24 protein-coding genes and 1 pseudogene are annotated in these 22,867 nt (G+C 62.7%); 9 read left to right on the plus strand and 16 right to left on the minus strand.

The genetic code is table 11. The features are described from left to right. Positions 1-402 precede the first annotated feature (402 nt). Entirely contained in the window at positions 403-816 is a 414-nt protein-coding gene (locus AC2FNY_RS06715; protein ID WP_496802001.1) for a transposase, read from the plus strand. A 102-nt stretch (positions 817-918) separates the two neighbouring features. Beyond that, a pseudogene (locus AC2FNY_RS06720) lies at positions 919-1,946 on the plus strand (IS110 family RNA-guided transposase). A 326-nt stretch (positions 1,947-2,272) separates the two neighbouring features. On the opposite strand, the gene AC2FNY_RS06725 reads toward AC2FNY_RS06720, so the two are convergent. From AC2FNY_RS06725 to AC2FNY_RS06745, 5 genes are all read right to left on the minus strand, one after another. Then, positions 2,273-3,187 carry an OmpA family protein gene (locus AC2FNY_RS06725; RefSeq protein ID WP_496802002.1) on the minus strand — a complete coding sequence of 305 codons (915 nt, stop codon included), beginning with the start codon at positions 3,185-3,187 and terminating at the stop codon, positions 2,273-2,275. After that, positions 3,184-3,756, minus strand: a complete 573-nt coding sequence (locus AC2FNY_RS06730) for a peroxidase-related enzyme (protein ID WP_234137086.1) — start codon at positions 3,754-3,756, stop codon at positions 3,184-3,186. The genes AC2FNY_RS06725 and AC2FNY_RS06730 overlap by 4 nt, the downstream gene beginning before the upstream one ends. Continuing rightward, complete coding sequence (locus AC2FNY_RS06735) at positions 3,753-4,478, minus strand: GNAT family N-acetyltransferase (protein ID WP_234137085.1); 726 nt, start codon at positions 4,476-4,478, stop codon at positions 3,753-3,755. Before AC2FNY_RS06735 ends, AC2FNY_RS06730 begins: the two co-directional genes overlap by 4 nt. Further along, on the minus strand, positions 4,475-5,197 hold the full coding sequence (locus tag AC2FNY_RS06740) for a competence/damage-inducible protein A (RefSeq protein ID WP_234137084.1): 723 nt from the start codon (positions 5,195-5,197) through the stop codon (positions 4,475-4,477). Before AC2FNY_RS06740 ends, AC2FNY_RS06735 begins: the two co-directional genes overlap by 4 nt. A 67-nt stretch (positions 5,198-5,264) precedes the next feature. Next, positions 5,265-5,813: a TetR/AcrR family transcriptional regulator gene (locus tag AC2FNY_RS06745; RefSeq protein ID WP_496802003.1), complete on the minus strand. Its 549-nt coding sequence runs from the start codon at positions 5,811-5,813 to the stop codon at positions 5,265-5,267. A 109-nt stretch (positions 5,814-5,922) separates the two neighbouring features. Here AC2FNY_RS06745 and AC2FNY_RS06750 point away from each other — a divergent pair, with 109 nt between their 5' ends. The 3 genes from AC2FNY_RS06750 to map all read left to right on the plus strand — a co-directional run bounded on the left by AC2FNY_RS06750 (position 5,923) and on the right by map (position 8,305). After that, entirely contained in the window at positions 5,923-6,678 is a 756-nt protein-coding gene (locus tag AC2FNY_RS06750; RefSeq protein WP_496802004.1) for an SDR family NAD(P)-dependent oxidoreductase, read from the plus strand. Between the two features lie 39 nt (positions 6,679-6,717). Beyond that, complete coding sequence (gene sfsA / locus AC2FNY_RS06755; protein WP_496802005.1) at positions 6,718-7,410, plus strand: DNA/RNA nuclease SfsA; 693 nt, start codon at positions 6,718-6,720, stop codon at positions 7,408-7,410. A gap of 85 nt (positions 7,411-7,495) precedes the next feature. Next, positions 7,496-8,305, plus strand: a complete 810-nt coding sequence (map, locus tag AC2FNY_RS06760; RefSeq protein ID WP_234137082.1) for a type I methionyl aminopeptidase — start codon at positions 7,496-7,498, stop codon at positions 8,303-8,305. 102 nt (positions 8,306-8,407) lie between these two features. Here map and AC2FNY_RS06765 read toward each other — a convergent pair whose 3' ends face one another. From AC2FNY_RS06765 to AC2FNY_RS06775, 3 genes are all read right to left on the minus strand, one after another. Continuing rightward, entirely contained in the window at positions 8,408-9,055 is a 648-nt protein-coding gene (locus AC2FNY_RS06765) for an HAD family hydrolase (protein ID WP_496802102.1), read from the minus strand. An 87-nt stretch (positions 9,056-9,142) separates the two neighbouring features. Further along, the gene (gene rsmD / locus AC2FNY_RS06770; RefSeq protein ID WP_496802006.1) at positions 9,143-9,703 is read right to left on the minus strand and encodes a 16S rRNA (guanine(966)-N(2))-methyltransferase RsmD; all 561 of its coding nucleotides are present in this window, start codon (positions 9,701-9,703) and stop codon (positions 9,143-9,145) included. Next, entirely contained in the window at positions 9,700-10,911 is a 1,212-nt protein-coding gene (locus tag AC2FNY_RS06775) for an NAD(P)/FAD-dependent oxidoreductase (protein WP_496802007.1), read from the minus strand. The genes rsmD and AC2FNY_RS06775 overlap by 4 nt, the downstream gene beginning before the upstream one ends. Positions 10,912-11,009: 98 nt before the next feature. Here AC2FNY_RS06775 and AC2FNY_RS06780 point away from each other — a divergent pair, with 98 nt between their 5' ends. Next, on the plus strand, positions 11,010-11,495 hold the full coding sequence (locus AC2FNY_RS06780; RefSeq protein WP_234142351.1) for a peroxiredoxin: 486 nt from the start codon (positions 11,010-11,012) through the stop codon (positions 11,493-11,495). A gap of 4 nt (positions 11,496-11,499) precedes the next feature. On the opposite strand, the gene AC2FNY_RS06785 is transcribed toward AC2FNY_RS06780, so the two are convergent. Continuing rightward, positions 11,500-12,720 carry an MFS transporter gene (locus tag AC2FNY_RS06785; protein ID WP_496802008.1) on the minus strand — a complete coding sequence of 407 codons (1,221 nt, stop codon included), beginning with the start codon at positions 12,718-12,720 and terminating at the stop codon, positions 11,500-11,502. A 67-nt stretch (positions 12,721-12,787) separates the two neighbouring features. Between AC2FNY_RS06785 and AC2FNY_RS06790 the strand changes: the two genes are divergently transcribed. After that, positions 12,788-13,210, plus strand: coding sequence for a helix-turn-helix domain-containing protein (locus tag AC2FNY_RS06790; protein WP_496802009.1), 423 nt, complete (start codon positions 12,788-12,790; stop codon positions 13,208-13,210). Here AC2FNY_RS06790 and AC2FNY_RS06795 read toward each other — a convergent pair. From AC2FNY_RS06795 to AC2FNY_RS06820, 6 genes are all read right to left on the minus strand, one after another. Further along, positions 13,207-13,500, minus strand: coding sequence for a 4a-hydroxytetrahydrobiopterin dehydratase (locus AC2FNY_RS06795; protein WP_234137075.1), 294 nt, complete (start codon positions 13,498-13,500; stop codon positions 13,207-13,209). The two genes, AC2FNY_RS06790 and AC2FNY_RS06795, sit on opposite strands and share 4 nt — an antisense overlap. Beyond that, a complete protein-coding gene (locus tag AC2FNY_RS06800; RefSeq protein ID WP_496802010.1) occupies positions 13,497-14,684 on the minus strand; it encodes a GNAT family N-acetyltransferase in 1,188 nt (395 codons plus the stop codon). Before AC2FNY_RS06800 ends, AC2FNY_RS06795 begins: the two co-directional genes overlap by 4 nt. 43 nt (positions 14,685-14,727) lie before the next feature. Then, positions 14,728-15,486, minus strand: coding sequence for a glycerophosphodiester phosphodiesterase family protein (locus tag AC2FNY_RS06805; RefSeq protein ID WP_496802011.1), 759 nt, complete (start codon positions 15,484-15,486; stop codon positions 14,728-14,730). Continuing rightward, positions 15,483-15,941 (minus strand): RidA family protein, encoded by a 459-nt coding sequence (locus tag AC2FNY_RS06810; protein WP_496802012.1) that lies wholly within the window; start codon positions 15,939-15,941, stop codon positions 15,483-15,485. The genes AC2FNY_RS06805 and AC2FNY_RS06810 overlap by 4 nt, the downstream gene beginning before the upstream one ends. Positions 15,942-16,013: 72 nt before the next feature. Beyond that, a complete protein-coding gene (locus AC2FNY_RS06815) occupies positions 16,014-17,315 on the minus strand; it encodes an HlyD family type I secretion periplasmic adaptor subunit (protein WP_234137071.1) in 1,302 nt (433 codons plus the stop codon). Next, positions 17,312-19,045, minus strand: coding sequence for a type I secretion system permease/ATPase (locus AC2FNY_RS06820; RefSeq protein ID WP_234137070.1), 1,734 nt, complete (start codon positions 19,043-19,045; stop codon positions 17,312-17,314). The genes AC2FNY_RS06815 and AC2FNY_RS06820 overlap by 4 nt, the downstream gene beginning before the upstream one ends. 198 nt (positions 19,046-19,243) lie before the next feature. Between AC2FNY_RS06820 and AC2FNY_RS06825 the strand changes: the two genes are divergently transcribed. After that, positions 19,244-20,050, plus strand: coding sequence for an MlaA family lipoprotein (locus AC2FNY_RS06825; protein WP_234137069.1), 807 nt, complete (start codon positions 19,244-19,246; stop codon positions 20,048-20,050). Then, complete coding sequence (locus AC2FNY_RS06830) at positions 20,040-20,648, plus strand: MlaC/ttg2D family ABC transporter substrate-binding protein (RefSeq protein ID WP_234142341.1); 609 nt, start codon at positions 20,040-20,042, stop codon at positions 20,646-20,648. Before AC2FNY_RS06825 ends, AC2FNY_RS06830 begins: the two co-directional genes overlap by 11 nt. 22 nt (positions 20,649-20,670) lie before the next feature. Here the strand turns inward: AC2FNY_RS06830 and AC2FNY_RS06835 are convergent, their stop codons facing one another. Next, the gene (locus AC2FNY_RS06835; protein WP_496802013.1) at positions 20,671-22,818 is read right to left on the minus strand and encodes a transglycosylase domain-containing protein; all 2,148 of its coding nucleotides are present in this window, start codon (positions 22,816-22,818) and stop codon (positions 20,671-20,673) included. Positions 22,819-22,867 lie beyond the last annotated feature (49 nt).

Raw genomic sequence — 22,867 nt, forward strand, 5'->3', positions numbered from 1 at the left:
GACGGTACTTGGCGAAGGTGTGAAGGTCCACCGCTTGTGTGGATGTATTCTGACAACGGTGGGTTCCTTTCCCGAGAAGCAATATTTGAGCACGCCTTAGACCACCAAAAACGTGTGCCGCTTCTTACCGCAACCGTGACCTGAACCCGCGCATGTCCTGGGCTGTGCGTTACGATCAACCCGGGTAGGCTGTCGAGGGACACTCTGCTCTGCGGTTCAGATCGCGCCAGCTTGCCAACTGTACTCTCCAGAAAGTCGAACGGCACGGTATTGTCAGTGTTTCTTTCGGCAGGCCGACAAACTACGATCCTCATCGAGGCAGATAGAAGGAGCAGCCTAGGGTCAGGACACATTTATTTCCGCTTAAGGGCGCGATTCACGGTTCGAAAACGAGCGGTGACCATGTCTGACCTTTTCTGGCTTACGGACGCGCAGATGGCGCGCCTTGTGCCCTTCTTCCCGAAGTCCCACGGCAAACCTCGCGTTGATGATCGACGTGTGTTGAGCGGAATTATCTTCATCAACCGCAATGGGTCGCGATGGAGGGATGCACCCAAGGAGGACGGTCCGCACAAGACCCTGTACAACCGTTGGAAACGGTGGAGCGACAAGGGGCTACGCGCCTGCATCCCTGGCCCGAAGCAGCGAAAGAAACCGGTAAAGTACGACAAGCGTCGGTACAAACGCCGAAACCGGATCGAGATCATGTTCGGCAGGTTGAAGGACTGGCGACGTGTCGCAACCCGCTACGACAGGTGCCCGAAGGTCTTCCTGTCAGCCATCGCTCTCGCTGCCACCGTCCTTTTCTGGCTATGAGATGCTGTAACGGGGCCTGCGTCACGCACGACCGTTGCCACTTGTCAGATCAGCACCGCGCTGTCGCCATTCCCGTATTGAACCCAGATGGAGGATGACGGGATGGAGCTATTTTTTGGATTGGATTTGTCGTTGGCGAAAACTGCAGTGTGTGTGGTCAGCGAGCATGGCCAGATCGTCAAGGAGGCGGAGACTGAAAGTGAACCCGAAGCTCTGGCGCGCTGGTTGGTCGAACTTAACGGCAGCATCGCAGCAATTGGCCTGGAAGCCGGGCCACTGTCGCAATGGCTGCACCGAGGCCTGACCGAAGCTGGCCTTGATGTGGTGCTCAAGGAAACGCGCCAGGTGAAAGGAGCGCTGAAGGCGATGCCGATCAAGACGGATCGACGCGATGCAGAAGGGATTGCACGCCTTCTTCATCTCGGCTGGTTCCGGCCGGTCCACTGCAAATCCGTCTCTGCTCAGGAAACCCGAGCGGTTCTCGGCGCTCGAAAGGCTATCCAGCAGAACATGATCGCTCTGGAAATGTCGTTTCGTGGACTACTGCGGAACTTTGGCCTCAAGGTCGGTGCGATCTCCCGCGGTAGGTTTGAGACACGCATTCGGGAATTGGCTGATGGTAATCCGATGCTGGAAACCGCGACAGAGCCGATGCTGCGGGCCCGAGCGCCCCTGCGGCAGGAACTGACCGGTCTCGAAAAACACGTGCGCCAGTTTGCCGGGGACGATCCAGTTTGCTGTCGCCTCATGACAATGCCGGGAACCGGCGCGGTCGTGGCGCTGACCTCCGTGCAGCTATCGATAATCCAAAGCGCTTTCGCTCTTCGAAGCGGGTCGGCCCCTGGGTTGGTCTGACGCCCTCACGCAACCAGTCCGGTGAACGGGACGTGTCAGGCGGCATCACCAAAGCTGGTGACGTCAATCTGAGGCGCGCATTGTGCCAGGCGGCAACCGTCATGATGAACCGTGGCCGATCGACATGGCTGAGAGCATGGGGAGCCCAACTCGCACAGCGGCGTGGAAGCAAAATTGCGATGGTCGCCCTCGCACACCGCATCGCGGTCATTCTTCATCGGATTTGGGTTGATGGCTCAACCTTCCAATCAGATGCGGCATCGAAACCTGTCTGACAGAATGATATCCCACCAGTTGCCTGCTTGATTGCAGGCTTTCGAGGACCCGCAGGGACGTGGTTCCGATGATGCCGGGGTCTGGATTGTCGCTGCCTCCGTCAAGCACGCCTAGAGAAGGGCACATCGGAAATTTATCGAACCAGCGTCATGTTGGCAGCCGCCGCGCTGACCACGAACCGAAGCATGTACCCCAAGGGTCTCAGCCGAAAGCCGCGACAAAAGCCAGGGCGGGCACCAAGAATATCAAAGGAACCGCTATGGCGGATCAATTGTTCTGAGCAAAATGGCTTGACTGGGACGCCCCCGTTACCGAAGTCCGGACCCTACGGCGAAAGTTGCACCGCCTCGACCCGCCGGTTGGCCTCGCGCCCTTCCAGGGTCAGGTTCGAGGCGACAGGCGCTAGGTATCCAACTCCTTGCGCCTGCAACTGCTCCGGCCGGATGTCGTACTGCTCGATCAGCCGGGCCCGCACCGCCTCGGCCCGCTGGCGGGACAGGTCGATGTTGGTCTCCAGACTGCCGATGTTGTCGGTGTGCCCGACCAGAACCAGGCGCATACCGCCATCCCGCAGCAGCAACTGCGCCAGTTCAGCCAGCGTGTCAAAAGGCCCTTCGCCCAGAGCATCCGATCCGGTGGCGAAGTCGAGCCCAGAGAGAATCACCCGTCCACGGGTCTGAAGGCGCCCGGCAAGGTCGAGCGGCACAGCGGCTGCAGCGGGTTTCTCGACTGCGATAGGGTCAAGCACCACCGACCCGGCTGGAAACACCTGGATCAGCTGTACATATGCATCGGGCGGATTGCGGCTGACCAAAAGGCTCAGCGCCTCGTCCCCACGCATCGCCGACAAAAACCGATAGTCACGCACCGCCACATACATGTCGGGGCTCGGCACCACCTCGGTCGCAAAGCGGAAATCGAAGCCGCCGCAGTTCTCGGCCGGGCAATCGAGGAGGATCTCGTATCCGGCCTCAAGTATCTGGTCACGCAGCGGGGCGAAGACCTGCAAGGTGGTCTTGGACCCGATGCTGATCCGCCAGGTGCGTTTTTCGATCCGTCCTTCGAGCAGGACCGAAGGCAGCCCCTCGGCCCCGTGCACACCGGTCGGCAAGGCATAGCTGTCAAGCGCGCGAATACGCTCGGTCAGTTGCCGGCTACCCTGCGGCAAGGTCAGGCTCAACTCCTGCGCCAGTGCAGGTGTCGCCGCCAGTGCGGCGCAGAGGGCAAGCCTGACGATCATCGGTATTGTGAATGATACTCGTCATTGGGCACCATCGCCGTGGCGCTGGCGACCCGGTTCGACATGTTATAAAAACCGGCGACATTGGCGATGTCCCAGATGTCACGGTCGCTGAACCCCACATCGCGCAGGGCCTGGCGATGCTCCTCCTCGATCTCGGCGCTGGCGGTTGTCATCTTGGCGGCGAAATCCAGCATCGCGCGCTGACGCGCATCCAGCGGCGCCACGCGATAGTTCATCACCAGCATCTCACCCAGTTTCGGGTCGCCCGACAACTGCCGCACGGCAGCGCCATGCGCGACCAGGCAGTAGAAACACTTGTTGATCGACGAAACCACAACCGCGATCATCTCGCGTTCCAGCTTGCTCAGGCCGCTGGGTGCCAGCATCAGATCGTTATACATCGCGGTAAAGGCATTGAGCTTGGCAATGTCGAACGCGTTCGCCTTGAGGACATTGGGCACCATGCCCAGTTTCTCGACACAGATATCGAAGTATTTCTGCGTTTCCGGCGGCAACGGGTCCACCATTGGCAGGTCCAGCGCGGTGGGGCGGGTCTGGTCGGTCATGCGGTCTCTTTCTCCTCCAGCAGGCGATAGTGATACTCTCCGACGATCTCCATGCCGAGAGAGCGGTAGAGCGCATTGGCGCCCTCGTTCGCCTTGGTGCAGACCACGCTAAGAGTATGCGCGCCGTTGTCCATCGCCCAAAAGGCCGCGCCGCGCATCGCCCATTGGCCCAGACCCTGACGGCGCTGGTTCGGCGGAATCTCAAGCGCATGGAGCATGGCGACGCCGTCATGGATGGCGACAAAGGCCACCCCACCAGGCTTGTCCCGATGCCGCATCAGCAGGCCGGTTTTGGGCCCGGTGACCCGGTCCATCACCGCCAGCCGTCCGGGTCCGATGCCGCCCTCGGCCCACAACTCGCGCATGATGGCCAGCGGCTCCCACAGGGCAAAGACGGTCACGCGCGGGATCGGGGTATCGGTCAGCTGGGTGACGGGACAGGCATAGATATTGACCGGATCGACGATGGAGTAGCCGCGTCCTGCCAGTGACGCATCCAGTGCCTCGTCACCGGGGCGCAGTTGGAAAAGCGGCGGTTGACCCATTTGCCGCATCGCGGCCTCGGCGGCATCGATCTGAACCTCGGAAACCGCACCCGAGGCAGAGGCGGCAGAGACCCGCTTGCCGCCGCCACTCCCCTCGCGCAGGGTCAGGGTGCCGTCTGTCCGGCTGTCGGCGGCGGGCCAAGTCGCATCGACTACCGCGAACCAGTCAGGCGTCATTGCGCGGTCTCCCGCGCAAGCCGGGTTACTGCCGCGTCGATCCGGGCACCATCCGTGCCCCGCACTACGACATTGGCACCGAACGCCCCGTTGATCTGGAACGGGTAGCACCCAATCGTCAGATCGGGAAAGTCCGCCGCAAGCTGTGTCAGGGTGGCGGCAATGTCGCCCTCGCCCCGGTCGATGCGCAGGGTCTGCGACAACAACGGCTCACCACCAGTCAGTGTCGGCAGGATACTGGCGACCATCGCCTGAAACACGCTGGGGACACCGGCCATGACATGCACATTTCGGATGGTGAAACCGGGCGCCGTGCTGACCGGATTGTCGATCAACGTGGCACTGTCAGGGATACGGGCCATGCGCAGGCGGGCCGCGTTCAACTCCAGCCCGGTCTTGGCATAATGCGCCTCGAGCAGGGCGCGCGCATCGGCGCGGATGTCGATATGGTCGCCAAAGGCGCGAGCGATGCAGTCGGCGGTGATGTCGTCATGAGTGGGACCGATGCCACCGCTGGTGAACACATGGTCGAACCCGTCTGACAGAGCCTTGACCGCCGCTTCGATGGCGGGCGCATCGTCGCTGACGACCCGCACCTCTTTCAGGTCGATCCCGTGCTTGGTCAGTTCCCCGGCCAGGTGGTGCGTGTTGGCGTCGCGGGTTCGGCCCGACAGGATCTCGTCCCCGATGACCAGCATGGCGGCAGTTGGGTTTGGCATGATGGGCCCCTTCCCTGAGTTCTGAACCGAAAATATCGGTCCTGTGCCCGCCTGCAAGAGAGCAGCGTCACGCCACCGGCATTTCCGCGCTCAGCGCGCGAACACTTTTGTCGAACAGCGCCATGTCCCCCATGGCGCGCGCCAGGATCATCCCACCTTCGAGCGTGGCGATGGTGCGGGCGGCGCAGCTGTCCGGATCGCCCCTGTTCGCACGGGTAAAAACGCGTGTCAGCCATGCCAGATTGCGTTCAAAGAACCCGCGCGTCTGCCGCGCCACGGGGACCGGCAGCGAGCCGATCTCGGCCCCGAACATACCGCACAGACACATCAGTTCGTCCGTGACCAGCGCCGCGCGATAGGCGTCGATATAGCGCAGCAGCAATTGCGGCGGCTCCCCCTCCTCAGGGTCGCCCAGCGCCTTGAAGAACCTGTCGGCATAGCGTTCCGCCAGGGCGGCGCCCAGGTCCTCCTTGGTGGCAAAGTGATAGTGGATGCTGGCCGGTTTCACGCCGATTTCGGTGGCGATCTGGCGAAAGCTGAACGCGTTGTAGCCGCCCTGCCGCGCCAGACGCTCGGCACTGTCCAGAATACGGGTCACCGTGTCGGGCTGGCTCATCTGCGCACGCTCTCGTGATCGGAATAATTTTACCTACCTATAGATAGGGGTTGCAATTGCCCGTGCCAATGTCAATTTACCTACCTATCAGTAGATAGGGAATCATCTCATGAACGATAAAACCACCCTGATCATCGGCGGCACCAGCGGTATGGGCCTGGAAACCGCCCGGCGCATCGTGGCCCGGGGCGGCCATGTCACGCTGGTCGGATCCTCGGCAGCCAAGCTCGACGCGGCCAAGGCCGAGCTTGGCGCGGCGGCGGATATCATCCGCACCGATCTGACCGACACCGCCGCTGTCGAGGCATTGATCGCGCGCATCGGAACCGAAACCCGTCATGTTCACGGTCTGGTCAACGCCGCCGGTGTCTTTGCGCCAAAACCGTTTCTGGAGCATGAGGCCGACGACTATGACCGCTACATGGGCCTGAACCGGGCGACATTCCTGCTGACCCAGGCGGTGGCGCGCAACATGGTGGCCCATGGCGGCGGCGCGATCGTGAATATCGGTTCGATGTGGGCCAAACAGGCCGTGCGCGCCACGCCGTCCTCGGCCTATTCCATGGCCAAGGCCGGTCTGCACGCGTTGACCCAGCACCTGGCGATGGAACTGGCGCCGCATGGCATCCGGGTAAACGCGGTCTCTCCGGCTGTGGTGATCACGCCGATCTATGGCGCCTTCATCGACCCCGAACAGATCGAGGCGACGCTGACCGGTGGCTTCGACGGCTTTCACCCCATTGGGCGTGTCGGTCGACCGGCAGATGTGGCAGCCACCATTCAGCATCTGCTGTCGGACAATACCGCCTGGGTCACCGGCGCGATCTGGGATGTCGATGGCGGGGTGATGGCGGGCGTGGCCTGACCCTTTGCAAGCGGGCGGGGCTGCGATATGCGAGGGGTCATGCAGTTTGCGACCCCGCTTGTCCCCGCCCGTCTGATCCGCCGCTACAAACGCTTTCTGGCCGATTGCCGGCTGGAGGACGGGCGCGAGGTGACCGCCCATTGCGCCAATCCCGGCTCGATGTTGGGCCTGGCCGAACCGGGTGTGAAAATCTGGCTGGAGCCCAACGACGACCCGAAGAAAAAGCTGAAATTCGGCTGGCGGCTGGTCGATCACGAAAACGGCCATTTCACCGGTGTCGACACTTCGGTTCCGAACCGGGCGCTGAAGGCTGCTCTGGAACGTCGCGCGCTTCCAGCGCTGGCCGGCTATGAAACGGTCCGGCCCGAGGTTAAATACGGCCAGAACAGCCGTATCGACTTTCTGCTCAGCCAGCCCGGCCTGCCGGACGCCTATGTCGAAGTGAAAAGCGTAACGCTATGCCGCCAGCCTGGGCTGGCAGAGTTTCCCGATAGCGTGACCGCGCGCGGTGCAAAGCATCTGGCGGAACTGGCCACGGTGGCGCGGCAGGGGCATCGGGCGATCATGCTCTATCTCGTGCAGCGCACCGATTGCGACAGCTTCTCTTTGGCCGCAGATATCGACCCGACCTACGCGCGCGCCTTTGAAACTGCCCGGAGCCAGGGTGTGGAAAAGCTGATCTTGTCGACCCATATCTCGCCCGAAGGGGTCGAAATCGCCGAGATGCTTTGACATATTGCGACCCTGCGACCTCTGGCACTTTCTGCGCAAGCAGCCTAAATAGGGTTCCGCGCGCAACAAATGGAGCCCCGCACCGATGAAGGAACATCGTGGCCGCCTGACCAAGGATGGCATCCGCATCTACGAACCCGCGGACTTTGCCGGCATGCATGCCGCAGGGGCAGTCGCGGCGCGCATCCTGGACGATGTCGCGGAACATGTCTTTCCGGGACAGACCACGGGCGAGATTGACCGGATCATCACCGAGATGGTTGAGGCGGCCGGCGCGAAATCGGCGACCATCGGCTACAAGGGCTATCAGCACGCCAGCTGCATCTCGGTCAACCATGTGGTCTGCCACGGGATTCCCGGCGACAAGCGTCTGGGCGATGGCGACATCCTGAACATCGACGTGACCGTGATCGTCGACGGCTGGTTCGGCGACACAAGCCGGATGTATGTGGCGGGAAAGCTGCCGCGCAAGGCCGAACGGCTGATCCAGGTCACCCATGACGCGCTGTTCAAAGGCATCGAGATGGTCAAGCCGGGCAACACGTTTGGCGACATCGGCCACGCGATCCAGACCTATGTCGAGGCGCATCGCATGTCGGTGGTACGCGATTTCTGCGGGCACGGGCTTGGACAGGTGTTCCATGCCCCACCCAACGTGCTGCATTACGGCCGTCCCGGTACCGGCGCGGTACTGGAAGAGGGTATGTTCTTTACCATCGAACCGATGGTGAACCTGGGCCGCCCCGAGACCAAGACGCTGGCCGATGACTGGACCGCGGTCACTCGCGACAAGTCGCTTTCGGCACAGTTCGAGCATTCGGTGGGGGTGACGGCAGACGGGGTCGAGATCTTTACCCTGTCGCCGGGCGGCAAATTCCATCCGACCTATGCCTGACCAGGGCGGAACCGGGGGCCAGCCCCCGGGCCCCCGGGATATTTTTGGCAAGAGGAAAGACAAGGCGCGCAGCCGATGGAAGGTTCCGCGCGCTCGGACCGGTCAGAGTCCAAGCAGCGCCGGAACCTCGGCCATTTCGTGAAACACCTCGGCCCCGAGTTCGCGCAGCCGCGCACCGTCATCATGGGCGGCAAAACCAAGGCAGCGCATTCCGGCCCGAATAGCGGCGGTCACACCGCTGGTGCTGTCCTCGATCACCACGCAATCCCTTGCCTGCACCTGGAATTGTCTGGCAGCGGTCTGGAACAGACCCGGATCAGGCTTGGAAACACCAAGTTCATGCGCTGAAAACATGGCGTTGGGATGGAACCGTTCCCACAGCCCGTTTTGGCCCAGTGTGATGCGCATTTTGCCTTCGCTGCCGTTGGAGGCCACGCAACATCGGATGCCAGCGGTATCCAACCTTTTCAACAATTCCGGGATACCGGACACCAGCGGCACACCCTTTCGAAGACAGGCGTATTCCTCGGAATAGACCTGCTCAACCCAATTGTCTGGCAGTTGCGCACCCAGGCTGATTGCCTTTTCCCTTGCCCCGGCCATGGAACAGCCAACGAACAGTTCCATGGACTGTTCTGTGGTCAGAGGCAGCCCATGCCGCGTCAGGTTTTCCGCCATTATCCGGTTGGACGTTGGCTCGCTGTCTACCAGAACCCCGTCACAATCGAATATCACCAGTTCATGTCGCATGAGGTGCTCCGAGTTATCCAAACGAGCTCTATCGCGGCCAGGGCGTAGGGGCAAATCAGCAGCAAGCGACGGCATGCCGATCCTGTTTCACCCTGAAACATCCCTCCACATCAGGGATATGTGGGTATCGCCATATTTGCGGGTATCATGAAGGGTGAACCCTTGGGGCGCGGGCATGGGGGCGCTTTCCTCCCACACGATCAGGGCGTCATCAGCCACCCAGCCGCCAGCCAACGCTGCCGCAAGGGCGCGCGCGCCGATTCCCTTGCCATAGGGCGGGTCGAGAAAGATCAGGCCGCAGGGCTCGCCGGGATTGGGGCCAAGGCGGGTGGCATCGCGGCGGATCAGCGTGGTGCTGTCACCGCTGCCGGTCAGCGAGATGTTCTTGGTGATCAGCCCCTGCGCCACCCGGCCGTCATCGACGAATGTGACATGCGCGGCCCCGCGCGACAGTGCCTCGAGCCCCAGCGCGCCGGTACCCGCAAACAGGTCGAGCACCTGCGCGCCCTCGATCACATCCAGATGGGTCAGCACGCTGAACAGGCTTTCGCGGACGCGGTCGGTGGTGGGGCGCAGATGCGCGCCCGCATCGCCCTTGCCGACCGAGGCCAGCGCCCGGCCCCGGAATGCGCCCGCGATGATCCTCACGCCTTGAGCAGCGGCTTCAGGTCCGCCGACGGGTCGGCCACGACGGCCGGATCGGCGGTCTTGCCACTGTCGATCAGCCGCTTGCCCACCATATAGGCGCGCGGGTCGTTCATCGCATCGACCGCCACCAGCTGGTCACCGGTGTAATACCAGAAAGACACCGTCTGCCCTTCGCCTGGACGGGTCACCACCCGGTCATAGCCGGTGTTCAGCCCGGCGATCTGCAACTTGACGTCATATTGGTCAGACCAGAACCACGGCTGCGCCACATAATCCTTGCCCGCGCCCAGCATGTTCTGTGCCACGGTTTCGGCCTGGTCGATGGCGTTGGGCACGCTTTCCAGCCGGATGCGCCCGCCCTTGTAGGGGAACGAGGCACAATCGCCCGCCGCCCAGATCGACGGGTCCGAGGTGCGGCCCTGCGCATCGGTGCGGATGCCGTTTTCGATCGCCAGACCCGCCGCTTCGGCCAGGGCGGTGGCGGGGGCGATGCCGACGCCGACCACCACGAAATCGACCGGCAACTCGCTTCCGTCCGTCAGCACCGCGCTGCTCACGCGGCCTTGCGCGCCGGTCAGTCGGGTCAGGCCCACACCCTCGCGGATATCGACCCCGTGGCCGGTATGAAGCGCGCGGAAATAGGCGCTGGTCTCAGGCGCCGCGACCCGTTGCAGGATGCGGTCGGCCATTTCGACCAGTGTAACCTTCACCCCGCGCTTGGCACAGACGGCAGCAGCCTCAAGGCCGATATAGCCGCCCCCAACGATCAGGGCGCGGGCGCCTTCGGTCACCGCAGGGGCCATTGCGTCGATATCGGCGAGGTCGCGCACCACATGCACACCCGCCAGATCGCCACCGATGGCAGCGGGCAGGCGCCGCGGTTCGGACCCGGTGGTCAGCGCCAGCTGGTCGTAAGAGATAACCTCGTCACCCAGCGAAACGGTCTTGGCCGCCGGGTCGATGGCACTCACCCGTGCGTCCAACCGCAAGGTGATGTTCTGCTCGGCATAGAAACTCTCGGGCCGCAGGAACAGCCGCTCTTTCTCCATCTCGCCCAGCAGATAGGCCTTGCTGAGCGGCGGGCGCTGATAGGGCGGGACCGCTTCGGCGCCAATCAGGGTGATCTCGCCCGCAAACCCGTCCTTGCGCAGCCGCGCGACCAGAGACGCCCCCGCCTGTCCTGCACCGATCACAACGATATGGCTCATCACTCTGCCCGCCCCGCTTTTTCCCATGGCCTTGTCATATCTGACAGCTATATGCCGGAGGGACGAGTTCCGCAAATCCAACAGAGAGGTTCACGAGGATGATTTCAGTCGGAGATACGCTGCCGGACGCCACATTCATGGTCTTCAGCGACAAGGGCCCCGAGACGGTCGATCTTGGCGCCAAGCTCAAGGGCCGCAAGGTGGTGATGTTCGGCCTGCCGGGCGCCTTTACCCGTGGCTGTTCCATGACGCATCTGCCCAGCTTCATCCGTACCCGTCAGGCCCTGGCCGACAAGGGCGTGGACGAGGTGATCTGCGTTTCCGTGAACGACCCGTTCGTGATGACGGCCTGGGGCCAGCAAAGCGGCGCGGCCGAGGCCGGTATCACCATGCTGGCCGACCCGACTGCCGAGTTCACCAAGGCCATCGGGCTGGCATTCAGCGCGCCGGTGGTCGGCCTCTACGACCGCTGCCAGCGCTTTGCCCTGATGGCCGAGGATGGGGTGGTCAAGGTGCTGAACCTCGAAGAAGAGGCCGGCGCCTGCAAGCTGACCGTGGGCGAGGAACTGCTGGAGCAGATCTGACATCTCAGACCGCGTGGCCGCGAATGCGCCTGCGCTGCAAAACACAACCGATCAGCGCCAGCGCGCTGATCGTTGCCAGCAGCACCCCGGCCCCCAGGTAGAAACCGTCAAAGCCTATGGCGGCGATGATGGGCAGACTCAGGAAGGGTGACAGGACCTGGCCCAGAAAGATGGCGGTGGTCAGCAGACCACCGGCGGCCCCCCGGCGCCGTGCCGGGGCAATCGCCAGCATCACAGTCACAAATGCGGGCAGCACCCAGGCAAAGCCGATCCCGATGCACACCGCCCCGGCCAGCATCGCGGGAAGCCCCGCCTGGGCCCCGATGGCGGCCATGCCCGTCGCCATGACACCATATCCCAGCGTCCAGCTCCCGCTCACACCCACCCGGGCGGCCAGTCGGCCATAGACCAGCGCGGCCAGCCCCCCGGCCAGCGTCAGCAGGCCCAGCACCGTGCCTGTCATTACCGCGCTGTCATGGCCGAGAGCGTCCAGATAGAACGGGATCTGCGTCGGCATGATGAAGAAGGTCATGTTTGTGACCATCTGGAACAGCAAGAGGCCAGTCAGGATCAACAGCCAGTTTCGGCGCCCGTCTGTCGCCGAGGCCTTACCGACCTGCGCGGCGACCCGGCGGACCGGACGCGGCAAGGATTGCAGGACAAAGGGCAGGACCAGCAGCGGCAAGGCATAGATGGCAAAGGGCAATCGCGGCGACAGCGCCGCCAGCACCCCGGCAGTCGAGATGAAGACAAAGCCGCCAAAATTGCGTGCCGAGGTTTGCAAGCCGGTCAACGCCGCCCGCGCCGCACCGCTGAAGTAATCTCCGATCAGCGCGGTTTGCGTGGTCATGATCGCGGCCACCGCGATACCCAGAATCAAGCGGCTTACCAGCATGCTCTCCAAACTCGGCAGCACCAACCCGGCACTGCCCGCAAGAACAAAGAGGGCGATGCCCCAGACCAGCAGGCCGCGCCGCCCGATGCGGTCGGACAGCACCCCAACCAGCGGCGCGACGAACACCACCGCAAGCGAGGGCGCAGGCACCAGCAGGCGGGTCAACAAATCGACTTGTGGATGATCGGCGAACTCGCGCGCCAGCCCGGGCAGGGCCGGGCTGATCGTGGCGTTTGCCATGATGGTCAGCGTGGCCGCCAACAGCAGCGCCTGCGCGCGCCGGTCGCGCCAGATCGCTTGGGCAGGGGGGATTTCGACAGGGGATTTCATGATCGGCCTCTTGATCCATTCGCATCAGGCGCGCACTCTGCGAATTCAAGCCAACTTGAGGTCAAGCGTGAAAATTCTGGATATCGGCGAGGTTGCCGCGCAATCGGGCGTGCCGCCCTCGACGCTGCGCTATTACGAGGAACAGGGGCTGATTGCACCCATCGGGCGCAAGGGACTGCGGCGGCAATACGGACCACAGACCCTGCTGCGGCTGACCCTGATCTCGATGGGCAAGGCGGCCGGGTTCAGTCTGCCCGAGATCGCCCGGATGCTGGGCGCGGACGGACGCCCCGACCTGCCCCGCGACGAGTTGCACGCGCGCGCCGACGATCTGGGCCGCCAGATCCGGCGCCTGCAACTGTTAGAGGATACACTCAGACACGTCGCCGATTGCCCGGCGCCGTCACATCTGGACTGTCCCAGTTTTCAGAAGCTGATGCGCCAGGCCGAGCGGACGGCGGCGCGGGGTGGGAAACACGCGACGCGCTAGCAGAGGCTGTCCATCTTGCGAGCCAGCTTGGCGTCCAGCGCGCTCAGCCCGTCGACATCATGGGTGGTCAGCACCACCTCGACCCGGCCATAGACATTGGACCATTCGGGATGGTGGTTCCATTTCTCGGCCCAGATCGCCACCCGCATCATCCAGCCCATCGCCTCGACGAAATTGTCAAAGGCAAAGGTCTTGGCAATCGCATCGCGGCCATCGACCATGGTCCAGCCATTGGCAAAGAGCGGCCCCAACAGCGGCCCCCGGGTTTCTTCGGACAAACGTTCGGTCATTCCCGCTCCTCTACTTGTGCCCGTCTGAATGGGCCGTAATCGGTCAAGATCTCGATCTCTTCATCCACTGCCGCGCGCTCCGCCTCCAGATACCGGGCCACCGCATCGGCAAAGCCCGGGTCGCCAACCCAATGCAGGCTGTGCGTCACCGCCGGCAGATAGCCGCGCGCCAGCTTGTGCTCGCCCTGCGCCCCGGCCTCGACCCGGGCCAGACCATGGGCGATGGCCCAGTCGATGGCGCGATAATAGCACAGTTCGAAATGCAGGCAGGGGTGATGTTCGACGCAGCCCCAATAACGGCCGAAAAGCGCCTCGCGCCCGATGAAGTTCAGCGCGCCCGCCACCGGAACCCCGTCGCGTTCGGCCAGCACCAGCACCATGTCATCGGCCATGGTCTGATGAGCGATGTCGAAAAACGCCCGCGTCAGATAGGGCGAGCCCCATTTGCGCGCGCCGGTATCCTGGTAGAAGCGCCAGAACGCATCCCAGTGTTCAGGTCTGAGATCACTGCCGGTCAACGCACGGATCTGGCCACCGAAGCCCTGCGCCTGGGCGCGTTCCTTGCGGATTGCCTTGCGTTTGCGCGACGACAAGGCCGCCAGAAAACCGTCGAAATCGGCATAGCCGTCATTGACCCAGTGAAACTGTTGCGAGACCCGGTGCATCAGCCCCATTTCGGCGCCTGCTTCGGCCTCTGCCTCGGTGCAAAAGGTGACATGCAGGCTGGAGACATTGTTGTTGGCCGCCAGTTGTACCGCGCCCTGCACCAGCGCCGATTGGCCGATACCTTCATATCCCGGACGCACCAGCAGGCGCCGGCCGGTCGCGGGTGTGAACGGAACCGTAATCTGCAGCTTGGGGTAATAGTGCCCGCCTGCCCGTTCATAGGCATGCGCCCAGCTGTGGTCGAAGATGTATTCGCCCTGGCTGTGGGATTTCACATACATCGGCGCGACGGCGATCATCATGCCATCCAGATGAGCGGTCAGATATTGCGGCTGCCAGCCAGTGCCGCGCCCGACCGATCCGCTCTCCTCCAGCGCGCTCAGGAAACGGTGAGTCGTGAACGGGTCACGCGGCGGGCCGCCATCGGCACTTTCGGGACAGGCGCAGGCATCCCAGTCCGCCGCCGCGATCGCTGTCAGCGACGGCACTATCTGAACCTCGATCTGCGCCTGATCCATGCCGGCCTCCTTGCCGGTTAATCTGTGCTGGCGCGCGAAGGGATCAAGCCGCGTAGCCCTCGAAGGTGACATTGTCGGCGACCCGGCGCGCCTCGGCCTCTTGCTCTGCCGAGCGGACCGTCCAGCATAGAACCGGCACACCACGAGACTTCAACTCGGCCACGCGAGGGCGGGCAAGGTCCTCGACCTCGTGGCTGATGAAGCTGGCGCCAACCCGGTCGTAATCGGGGATGTCGCGCAGCCGCTCGCAGGTCGCCAGCGACAGCGGCCATTCGGCGGGGTCATAGGCGCTGGTCACCAGCCCGCGCGGCAGGTCAGGGGCAAACCGCGCCATTGCCGCGATACTGTGCGGGTTGAAGGACATGACCGCAACCGGACCGTGATATCCGCTCAACGCCTCGGCGGTGGCCTGTTCCAGCGGCCCCACATCCGGGCCCATGCCGCCATCCTGATCCTTGAGTTCGATCAGCAGCGGAACCCGACCCGCCACCAGGTCGAGGATTTCGGTCAACGTCGGGATGCCCTCGCCATCGCCATGCAACAGCGCAATTCCAGCGGCCTCGGCAGCGGAGATCTGGCGGATCGGGCCGGACCGGCCTGTGAGCCGGTCCATGTCATAGTCGTGGAACACCATCGCCTGCCCGTCGCGTGTCAGCTGAAGGTCGATCTCGATCCCATAGCCAACCCCGATTGCCGCGCGGATGGCCGCGCGGCTGTTCTCGGGCCGTCCGGCGGCGATGTCGTGATATCCGCGATGGGCGATGGGTCTCCCCAGCAGCGCGGCGGGCAGTTCAGGCGTCATTTGACCTCGAAGATACCTTCGATTTCGACCGCAACGCCCAACGGCAGCGCAGCAGCGCTGACGGCCGAACGCGAATGCCGTCCAGCATCGCCCAGCGCCTCGACCAGGAAATCAGAGGCGCCGTTGATCACCTGCGGTTGCGCGGTGAAATCGGCGGTCGAATTCACAAAGCCGGTCAGCTTGATAACACGCACCAGCTGATCCAGATCCCCGCCACAGGCGGCCTTGACCTGCGCCAACAGGTTGATCGCACAGCGCTTGGCGGCGGCGGCACCGGCATCGACCTCCATGTCACCGCCCAGCTTGCCGGTGATCAGGCCATTCTCGTCATTCGAGATCTGACCCGAGACATAGACGGTATTGCCGATCTTGACGAAAGGCACGTAGTTGGCCGCTGGTGCCGGCGCATTGGGCAGGGTCACCCCCAGGCTGGCCAGCTTGTCCTCATATCCCATGGCGTGCGTCCTCCTGTTCGCATTGACGCGCGGACGCTAGCCGGGAACGTCCGCCACGAAAAGGGCCAAAGATCAGGTTTCCCGGAACGCCTTGGTGAAATAGTCCGCCAGCGGCTTGACTAAATAATAGATCGGCGACTGGTCGGCGGTACGGATAAAAGCCTCGACCGGCATACCCGGGATCAGGGCGGCGCCCGGTGGCAGCTTGTCGGTCTCCCCCTCGTTCAGCTCGATCTCGACCCGGTAATAGGAGGCTCGGCTGGCCTCGTCGACAAAGGCATCGGCCGAGATTTGCATGACCGTGCCGATCAGTTCCGGCGTCAGGCGCTGATCCAGCGCCGAGAACCGCAGCGTGACCGGCTGGTCAACGTGTATCTGGTCGATATGGATGGTTTCAACCTTGGCCGCGATCACCAGTGGGCGGTCTTGAGGCACCAGGAATAGCACCGGCTCGGCGGGCCGGATTACCGAGCGCGGCGTATGCACCTGCAAGCCATAGACGATGCCGGACACCGGCGCCTTGATATCCAGCCGCGAGAGCTGCTCCAGAAGCGAGCGGCGCTGTTCGGCCAGTTCCAGTTCGCGATATTGCAGATCACGCAACCGCGTGATCGCCTCCTCGCGCTGGCGTGTCCCCAGTTTCAGGATCTCGATGTCGATTTCGGTGATACGACCCTCTTGCTGCGCCTGCGAGGCAATAAGCTCGCCCAACGAACCCTCAAGCTCTGCCTTGGTGCGCTCCAGGCTCAACACCCGTCCGGCCTGGGCCAGCCCCTTGTCCAGCAGCGATTGCTGGCTGGTCAGTTCCTCTTCGATCAGCTCCAGCTGCGAGCGGCGCGAGCGCTGTTGCGCCACGATCCCCTCGATCTGGTTGCCGATCTGACCGCGCCGCTTTTCAAGCTGTTCGGTTTCCTTGGTGACCGATTCCTGCCGGGCACGGAACAGGCGTTCCTGCCCGTCGAGCAATTCGGCGACTTCGGCGCGCGCGCGCGCAGCCTCCAGCAATTCGTCGTCGAAGATGATCTCGGAATTGCTGTCACGTTCGGCCTCCAGCCGACCGCGCCGGGCCATCAGCTCGAACAGCTGGCCCTCGGTGATCAACAGTTGCGAGGTCAGCAGATTGGCGTCTAGCCGGATCAGGGTCTGGCCCTCGGGCACGGTATCGCCCTCGTCCACCAGGATTTCTGCGACCACACCACCGTCGAGATGCTGCACCACCTGTCGATTCCGATCGACCTCGATCTGCCCACCGGCCACCACCGCTCCAGCTATCTGGCTCAGTACGGCCCAAGTTCCAAAGCCTCCTACAAGCACCACCAGCCCGATAAGACCAAGGATGATCGGCTTTCGGGCAGAGATTTCTTGCGCGCTCATCGGACGCCCCCCATTGTCTTGTTGGTTTTGAGGGCCTGGTGGTTGGTCACCATCTCTCGCAGGACCTGATCCTTGGGACCAAATGCGGTTCGGACGCCGTGATCGAGCACCAGCAACATGTCACATTCCGCAATCGCCGCCGGGCGATGAGCCATAATCAACACAGATTTCCCGGCCTCTTTCAGAGTCTTTATAGCCTTGTTCAGCGCTATCGAGCCTTCATTGTCGAGATTCGAATTCGGCTCATCCAGAATGACGATCACGGGATCGTCGTACAACGCGCGAGCCAGGCCAACGCGTTGCATCTGGCCGCCCGACAGGCGCCCGCCCCCGGCCGTTATGTGCGTGTCATAGCCATCGGGCAACTGCAGGATCATGTCATGCACTGCGGCCTTGGTCGCGGCTTCGACTACCTTTTTCGCGTCGGGTTCCCCGCTGAGACGGGCGATATTCTCGGCGATCGTACCCTCGAACAGTTGCACCCGTTGAGGTAGATAGCCGATGTGCTGACCCAGCACGTCAGGATCGTATTGCTCGATCGCCGCACCATCCAGCCGCACTGTCCCACCCGCAGGTTTCCACACCCCGGTCAGCGCGCGCGCCAGCGTCGACTTACCTGATCCCGAAGGGCCGATCACCCCGACCGCCTGCCCCGGCTGCACCGTAAAGCTGACAGTTTTGAGCTGCGCCCTCGTGTCCCCAGGGGGCACGACGGTCAACGACTGAACATCCAGTTTGGCCTTGGGTTTCGGCAGGTCCATGCGTTTGTTTTCCGGCCGAACCTTTTCCAGCAACTCACTCAAGTTCGACCAACCTTTGAGCGCACGCTGCACAACCTGCCACTGGTTTACGATCATCTCGACCGGCGCCAATGCGCGCCCCATCAGGATCGAGGCAGCGATCATCGCGCCCGGCGTCACTTCACCCTGGAGCACAAGATAGGCCCCCAGGCCCAACATGGCGGATTGCAGGAACAGGCGCAGCGTTTTCGTCAGGGTCGAGAAACTGCCCAGGACGTCACTGGCACTCAATCCATCCTTCAAAGAAGCGACCCGAGATTTGCGCCAGCGGCCGAACGCGGCCCCTCTCATGCCCATGGATTGAATGGTTTCCGCCTCGGTCCTTATCTCTTCGCCCATTTTGGCCGCCTGGTTCGAGGCGATGGCCGCATGCAAGGCAGGTTTGCGCGAAACCAGCTGGTTAATCCCGGTTATCGCAATCAGCAGGACTCCGCCTACAAGCGCAAGTAAGCCCAGCCACGGGTGAAAAATGGCGATCGCAAACAGAAAGATCGGCGTCCATGGCAAGTCAAAGATCGACATCGCAACCGGCGAGGCGATGAAACGTTGTACAGACTCCAGATCGGCCAACCCGGTCTGCGCCAGCGGATCCTGTGCCACCGCCGAGCGCCGCACCATGGCATCGAACACACGATGGTCCAGTGCCTCCTGAAACCGTGCACCGGCGCGCGACATCACCCTGCCCCGCGTGTAATCCAGTATGCCCATGACACCATAAAGGAAAACCACCAGCAGCGACAACGCGACCAGGGTCTGTTCTGAGCGGCTGCCCAAAACGCGGTCATAGACCTGCAACATGTAAAGCGGCCCGGTCAGCATCAGAAGGTTGGCAAAGAAGCTGAACAAGGCGACAAACCAATAGAGGCCCCGGCTTTGCCGGCGCGCTGCGCGCAGCTCTTCGGCACCGTGCAGATGTGATTTTGGTTTCATGTCACCTCGGTTCCAATTCTTGGGCGTCCCTTTGTGGACACATTTACGATATCCAAAGGGCGGGGTAGAACCGACCCTGTTTCAAATCGACGGAAGATAAACTATGTGTCTCCAATGCATCCGCAGAAACACATCGTAGTCGCGCTGATTTCAAGCCCAAATCGCAAATAAACTCGTAGGTTACATACCGAGACCGACATGTCCAAATTCTCCACCTCCTTTGTCAGGGTCAGCCTGGTATCATTGATTGCGATTCTGGCCGCATGCACAGGACCCGCACCGGAATCGGATGGTGGTAGCCGGGTCCATGACCCCTATGAAAACACAAATCGCTCGATACACAACTTCAACCGGGGGGTCGACAAGGCGCTTTTTCGCCCAGCGGCCAAGGGATACGTCACCGTCGTGCCGCGTCCGATGGTGAACTCGTTCAACATGTTTGCCGAGAACCTGTCGCTGCCGGGACAGGCGGTGGACTATCTTCTGCAGGGCAAACCCAAGGAAATGGGCACCACGCTGTTCCGCTTTGTGGTGAACTCGACCGTCGGCTTTGCTGGACTGGCAGATCCGGCCAGCGATTTCGAGATCCCGCGCGCCGATACCGATTTCGGCGAAACCCTGCATGTCTGGGGCGTGGCCGAGGGGCCCTATCTGGAATTGCCCCTTTATGGGCCCTCGACGGCGCGCGACGCGGTCGGTGTGGTGGTCAACCTGTTCACAAATCCCGTCGACTTTGCTCCGACCCGTCCGATCAACAACCTGGGGCTTTATGCCGAAGTGGTCCGTCGCCTGGGTGATCGCGGTCTCTACTCCGATACAGTCGATTCGATTCTCTATGGCAGCTCCGACAGTTACGCCCAGCTTCGCCTGATCTATCTGCAAAACCGCCGATTTGAACTGGCAGGCGATGACGAGGATGCCTATCTGGGTCTCTACACCGACCCCTATGCGGATCCCGGTTCTACCGCAGTGACCGACCCCTACGAGGACCCTTATGCCGAGTAAGCTCTTTTCCCGCCGCTCTTTCGTTTCCACCGTCTGTGTCGGCCTTACCGCGCTGGCACTGCCGCTGCCGGCCTTGGCCCTGACCGAGGCACGCGCGGCCTCGCTAGTCAACGAAGTGGTGAACGAGATCAACCGTGTCATCGCCTCGGGAAAGTCCGAAAGTGCGATGATCCGCGATTTCGAGAAACTGTTTGTTCGCTACGGCGATGTGCCGATCATGGCGCGCTATGCGTTGGGGCCGGACGCACGCACAGCCTCTCCTGCACAGCTGCGGTCCTTTACCCAGGCGTTTCAGGGGTACATCTCGCGCAAATATGGCAAACGGTTCCGCGAGTTCATCGGCGGTGAGGTGACCGTCAAGACCGCGCGCAAGATCAAGGCAGGTTACGAGGTCAAGACCTCGGTCAAGCTGCAAGGTCAGGCACCGTTTGACGTGACCTTTCTGGTTTCGGACAAATCCGGCAAGGACAAGTTCTTCAACATGTTCATCGAAGGGGTGAACCTGTTGTTGACCGAGCGCACCGAGATCGGCTCGATGCTGGATCGACGCAAGGGCGACCTGAACGCGCTGATCCGCGATCTGGCCAGCGCGGGGTAACCCCGCGCCCGGCCCGGACCTGTCAGTTACCGAACAGATCCCGCAGCAACTGATCGACCGCCTGCCCCAACCCACCCTTGGGCTTTTGCGGCTTGGGTTGGGCAATCGGCTTGGGCTGGCGCGGCGCCTGCATCGGCAGCGGATTCACAGGGGTGCCCTCGTGTACACGGATCATGGTCTCGTGCCAGATCTCCGCCGGCAATCCGCCGCCGGTAACCCCCTTGAGCGGCGTGTTGTCGTCATATCCCATCCAAACACCGGCCACGTAGTCGGCAGTAAAGCCGATGAACCAGGCATCGCGGGCGGCCTGGGTGGTGCCGGTCTTGCCCGCAGCGGGACGCCCCGGCAACGCGGCGCGACGGCCCGAGCCTTCGGAGATCACCTTTTCCATCATCCAGATCAGCTGCGCGGCGGCGTCCTTGTTGATCACCCGTTCACCGATGCCGGTTCCGGTCGCCATCAGCACCTCGTTCTCGCCCTGTAGGCGCAGCTCGGTCAGACCGTAAGGTTCTACCGAAGATCCGCCGTTCAGGATGCCGGCATAGGCGCCCGTCATCTCGATAAGCGAGCTTTCCGAGGCACCCAGAGCCAGCGCCGGACCCGCCGCCAGATCGCTTTCGATGCCGAAATCGCTAGCCACCTTGCGTACGTTATCAAGCCCCATCGCCTCGGCCACCTTGACCGCGGGCACGTTCAGCGAGTCCTTCAGCGCATCGGCCAGCGTGACCCGGCCATAATGCTTGTTGGTATAGTTCTTGGGGCACCATTGCCCCGAACCGGCGATAGTTATGCAATAGGGTTCATCCACCACGGTATCCAGCGGTGAGTGACCCAGCTCCAGCGCGGTCGCATAGACAAAGGGCTTGAACGACGACCCGGTCTGGCGCGCCGCCTGAGTGGCGCGGTTGAATGCGCCGGTGACCTTTGTGTCGCGCCCCCCGACCATGGCACGCACAGCACCATCGGCGGACATCACCACGATTGCGGCCTGCGCCTTGGACCCATCGCGCACCTTTTCCTGGAACACGAAACGCATCGCCTCTTCGGCCGAGGTCTGGATACGTTGATCAAGCGTGGTGCGGATGATCACGTCCTCGGTTGTGTTGCCGCCGAAATAGTCGGGCAGCTCGCTCATCACCCAGTCGGCGAAATAGCCCCCCGCCTGGGCGGCAGCGGCCTCGGACAGGCGGGCCGGATTGGCGCGGGCGTCATCGGCCTGAGCCGCGGTCAGGTATCCCTGCTCTTCCATCAGCGCCACCACGACGCGTGCCCGCTCCTGCGAGCGCGTGAGGCTGTTGGTGGGCGCATAGCGGGTCGGCGCCACCAGAAGCCCGGCCAGCATAGCCGCCTCGGCCGGGTCCACCTGGGCCGATGATTTACCGAAGTAACGCTGGCTGGCGGCCTCGAAACCACGCGCGCCAGCACCCAGGAAGGCACGGTTCAGATAGATGTTGAGGATCTCGTCCTTGCTGTACTTGGCCTCCATCGCGAGGGCATAAACGGCCTCTTTGACCTTGCGCCACAGCGAACCGCGACGGCAGTCGGATTCGTACTCCGCTTCGGATTTCCATTCGTCGGGATCAAAAGGCACCCCCAGGCACAGAAGTTTCGCGGTCTGTTGGGTGATGGTCGATCCGCCATGCCCAGACAGCGGACCGCGCCCCTCGCGCAGGTTGATCCGCACCGCACTGGCCACCCCGCGGGGGCTGATGCCGACATGGTAGTAGAACCGCTTGTCCTCGGTCGCGACGACCGCGTTCTTGAGATGTGGCGAGACAGTATCTGTGGTGATTACACCGCCGAACTGATCGCCGCGCCAGGCAAAAACATCTCCCTCGCGGTCGAGGAGTGTGACCGACCCGCGCGCGCGCCCGTCCAGTAAAGCGGTCACGTCAGGCAGGGTCGAATAAACCAACGCCACGGCCAAACCGATCAGCAGCATCACGATCATCCCGATCCGCCAGGCAAAGCCCCAGATCAGGCCGAAGATCCAGCCAAAGAACCGCCCGATCCAGCCCAGCGGGCCGCTGCGACCGGGGCGTTTGGGAGGTGGCGCCTTGCGCTTGGGCGCGGGTTTTCTCTTGGGCCCGGTCTTGGCGGCCGGTTTGCCCTTGGTCTGATATCGCTTGTCCGCGACAAGCTGCGATTTGCGACGATTGGAATCCGTCATGCCCATTCTGCCCGGTCTTTGCCTGTGCCGCACCATAGCGCGGGTGGAC

This window comes from Ruegeria sp. BHSC223, assembly GCF_059613025.1.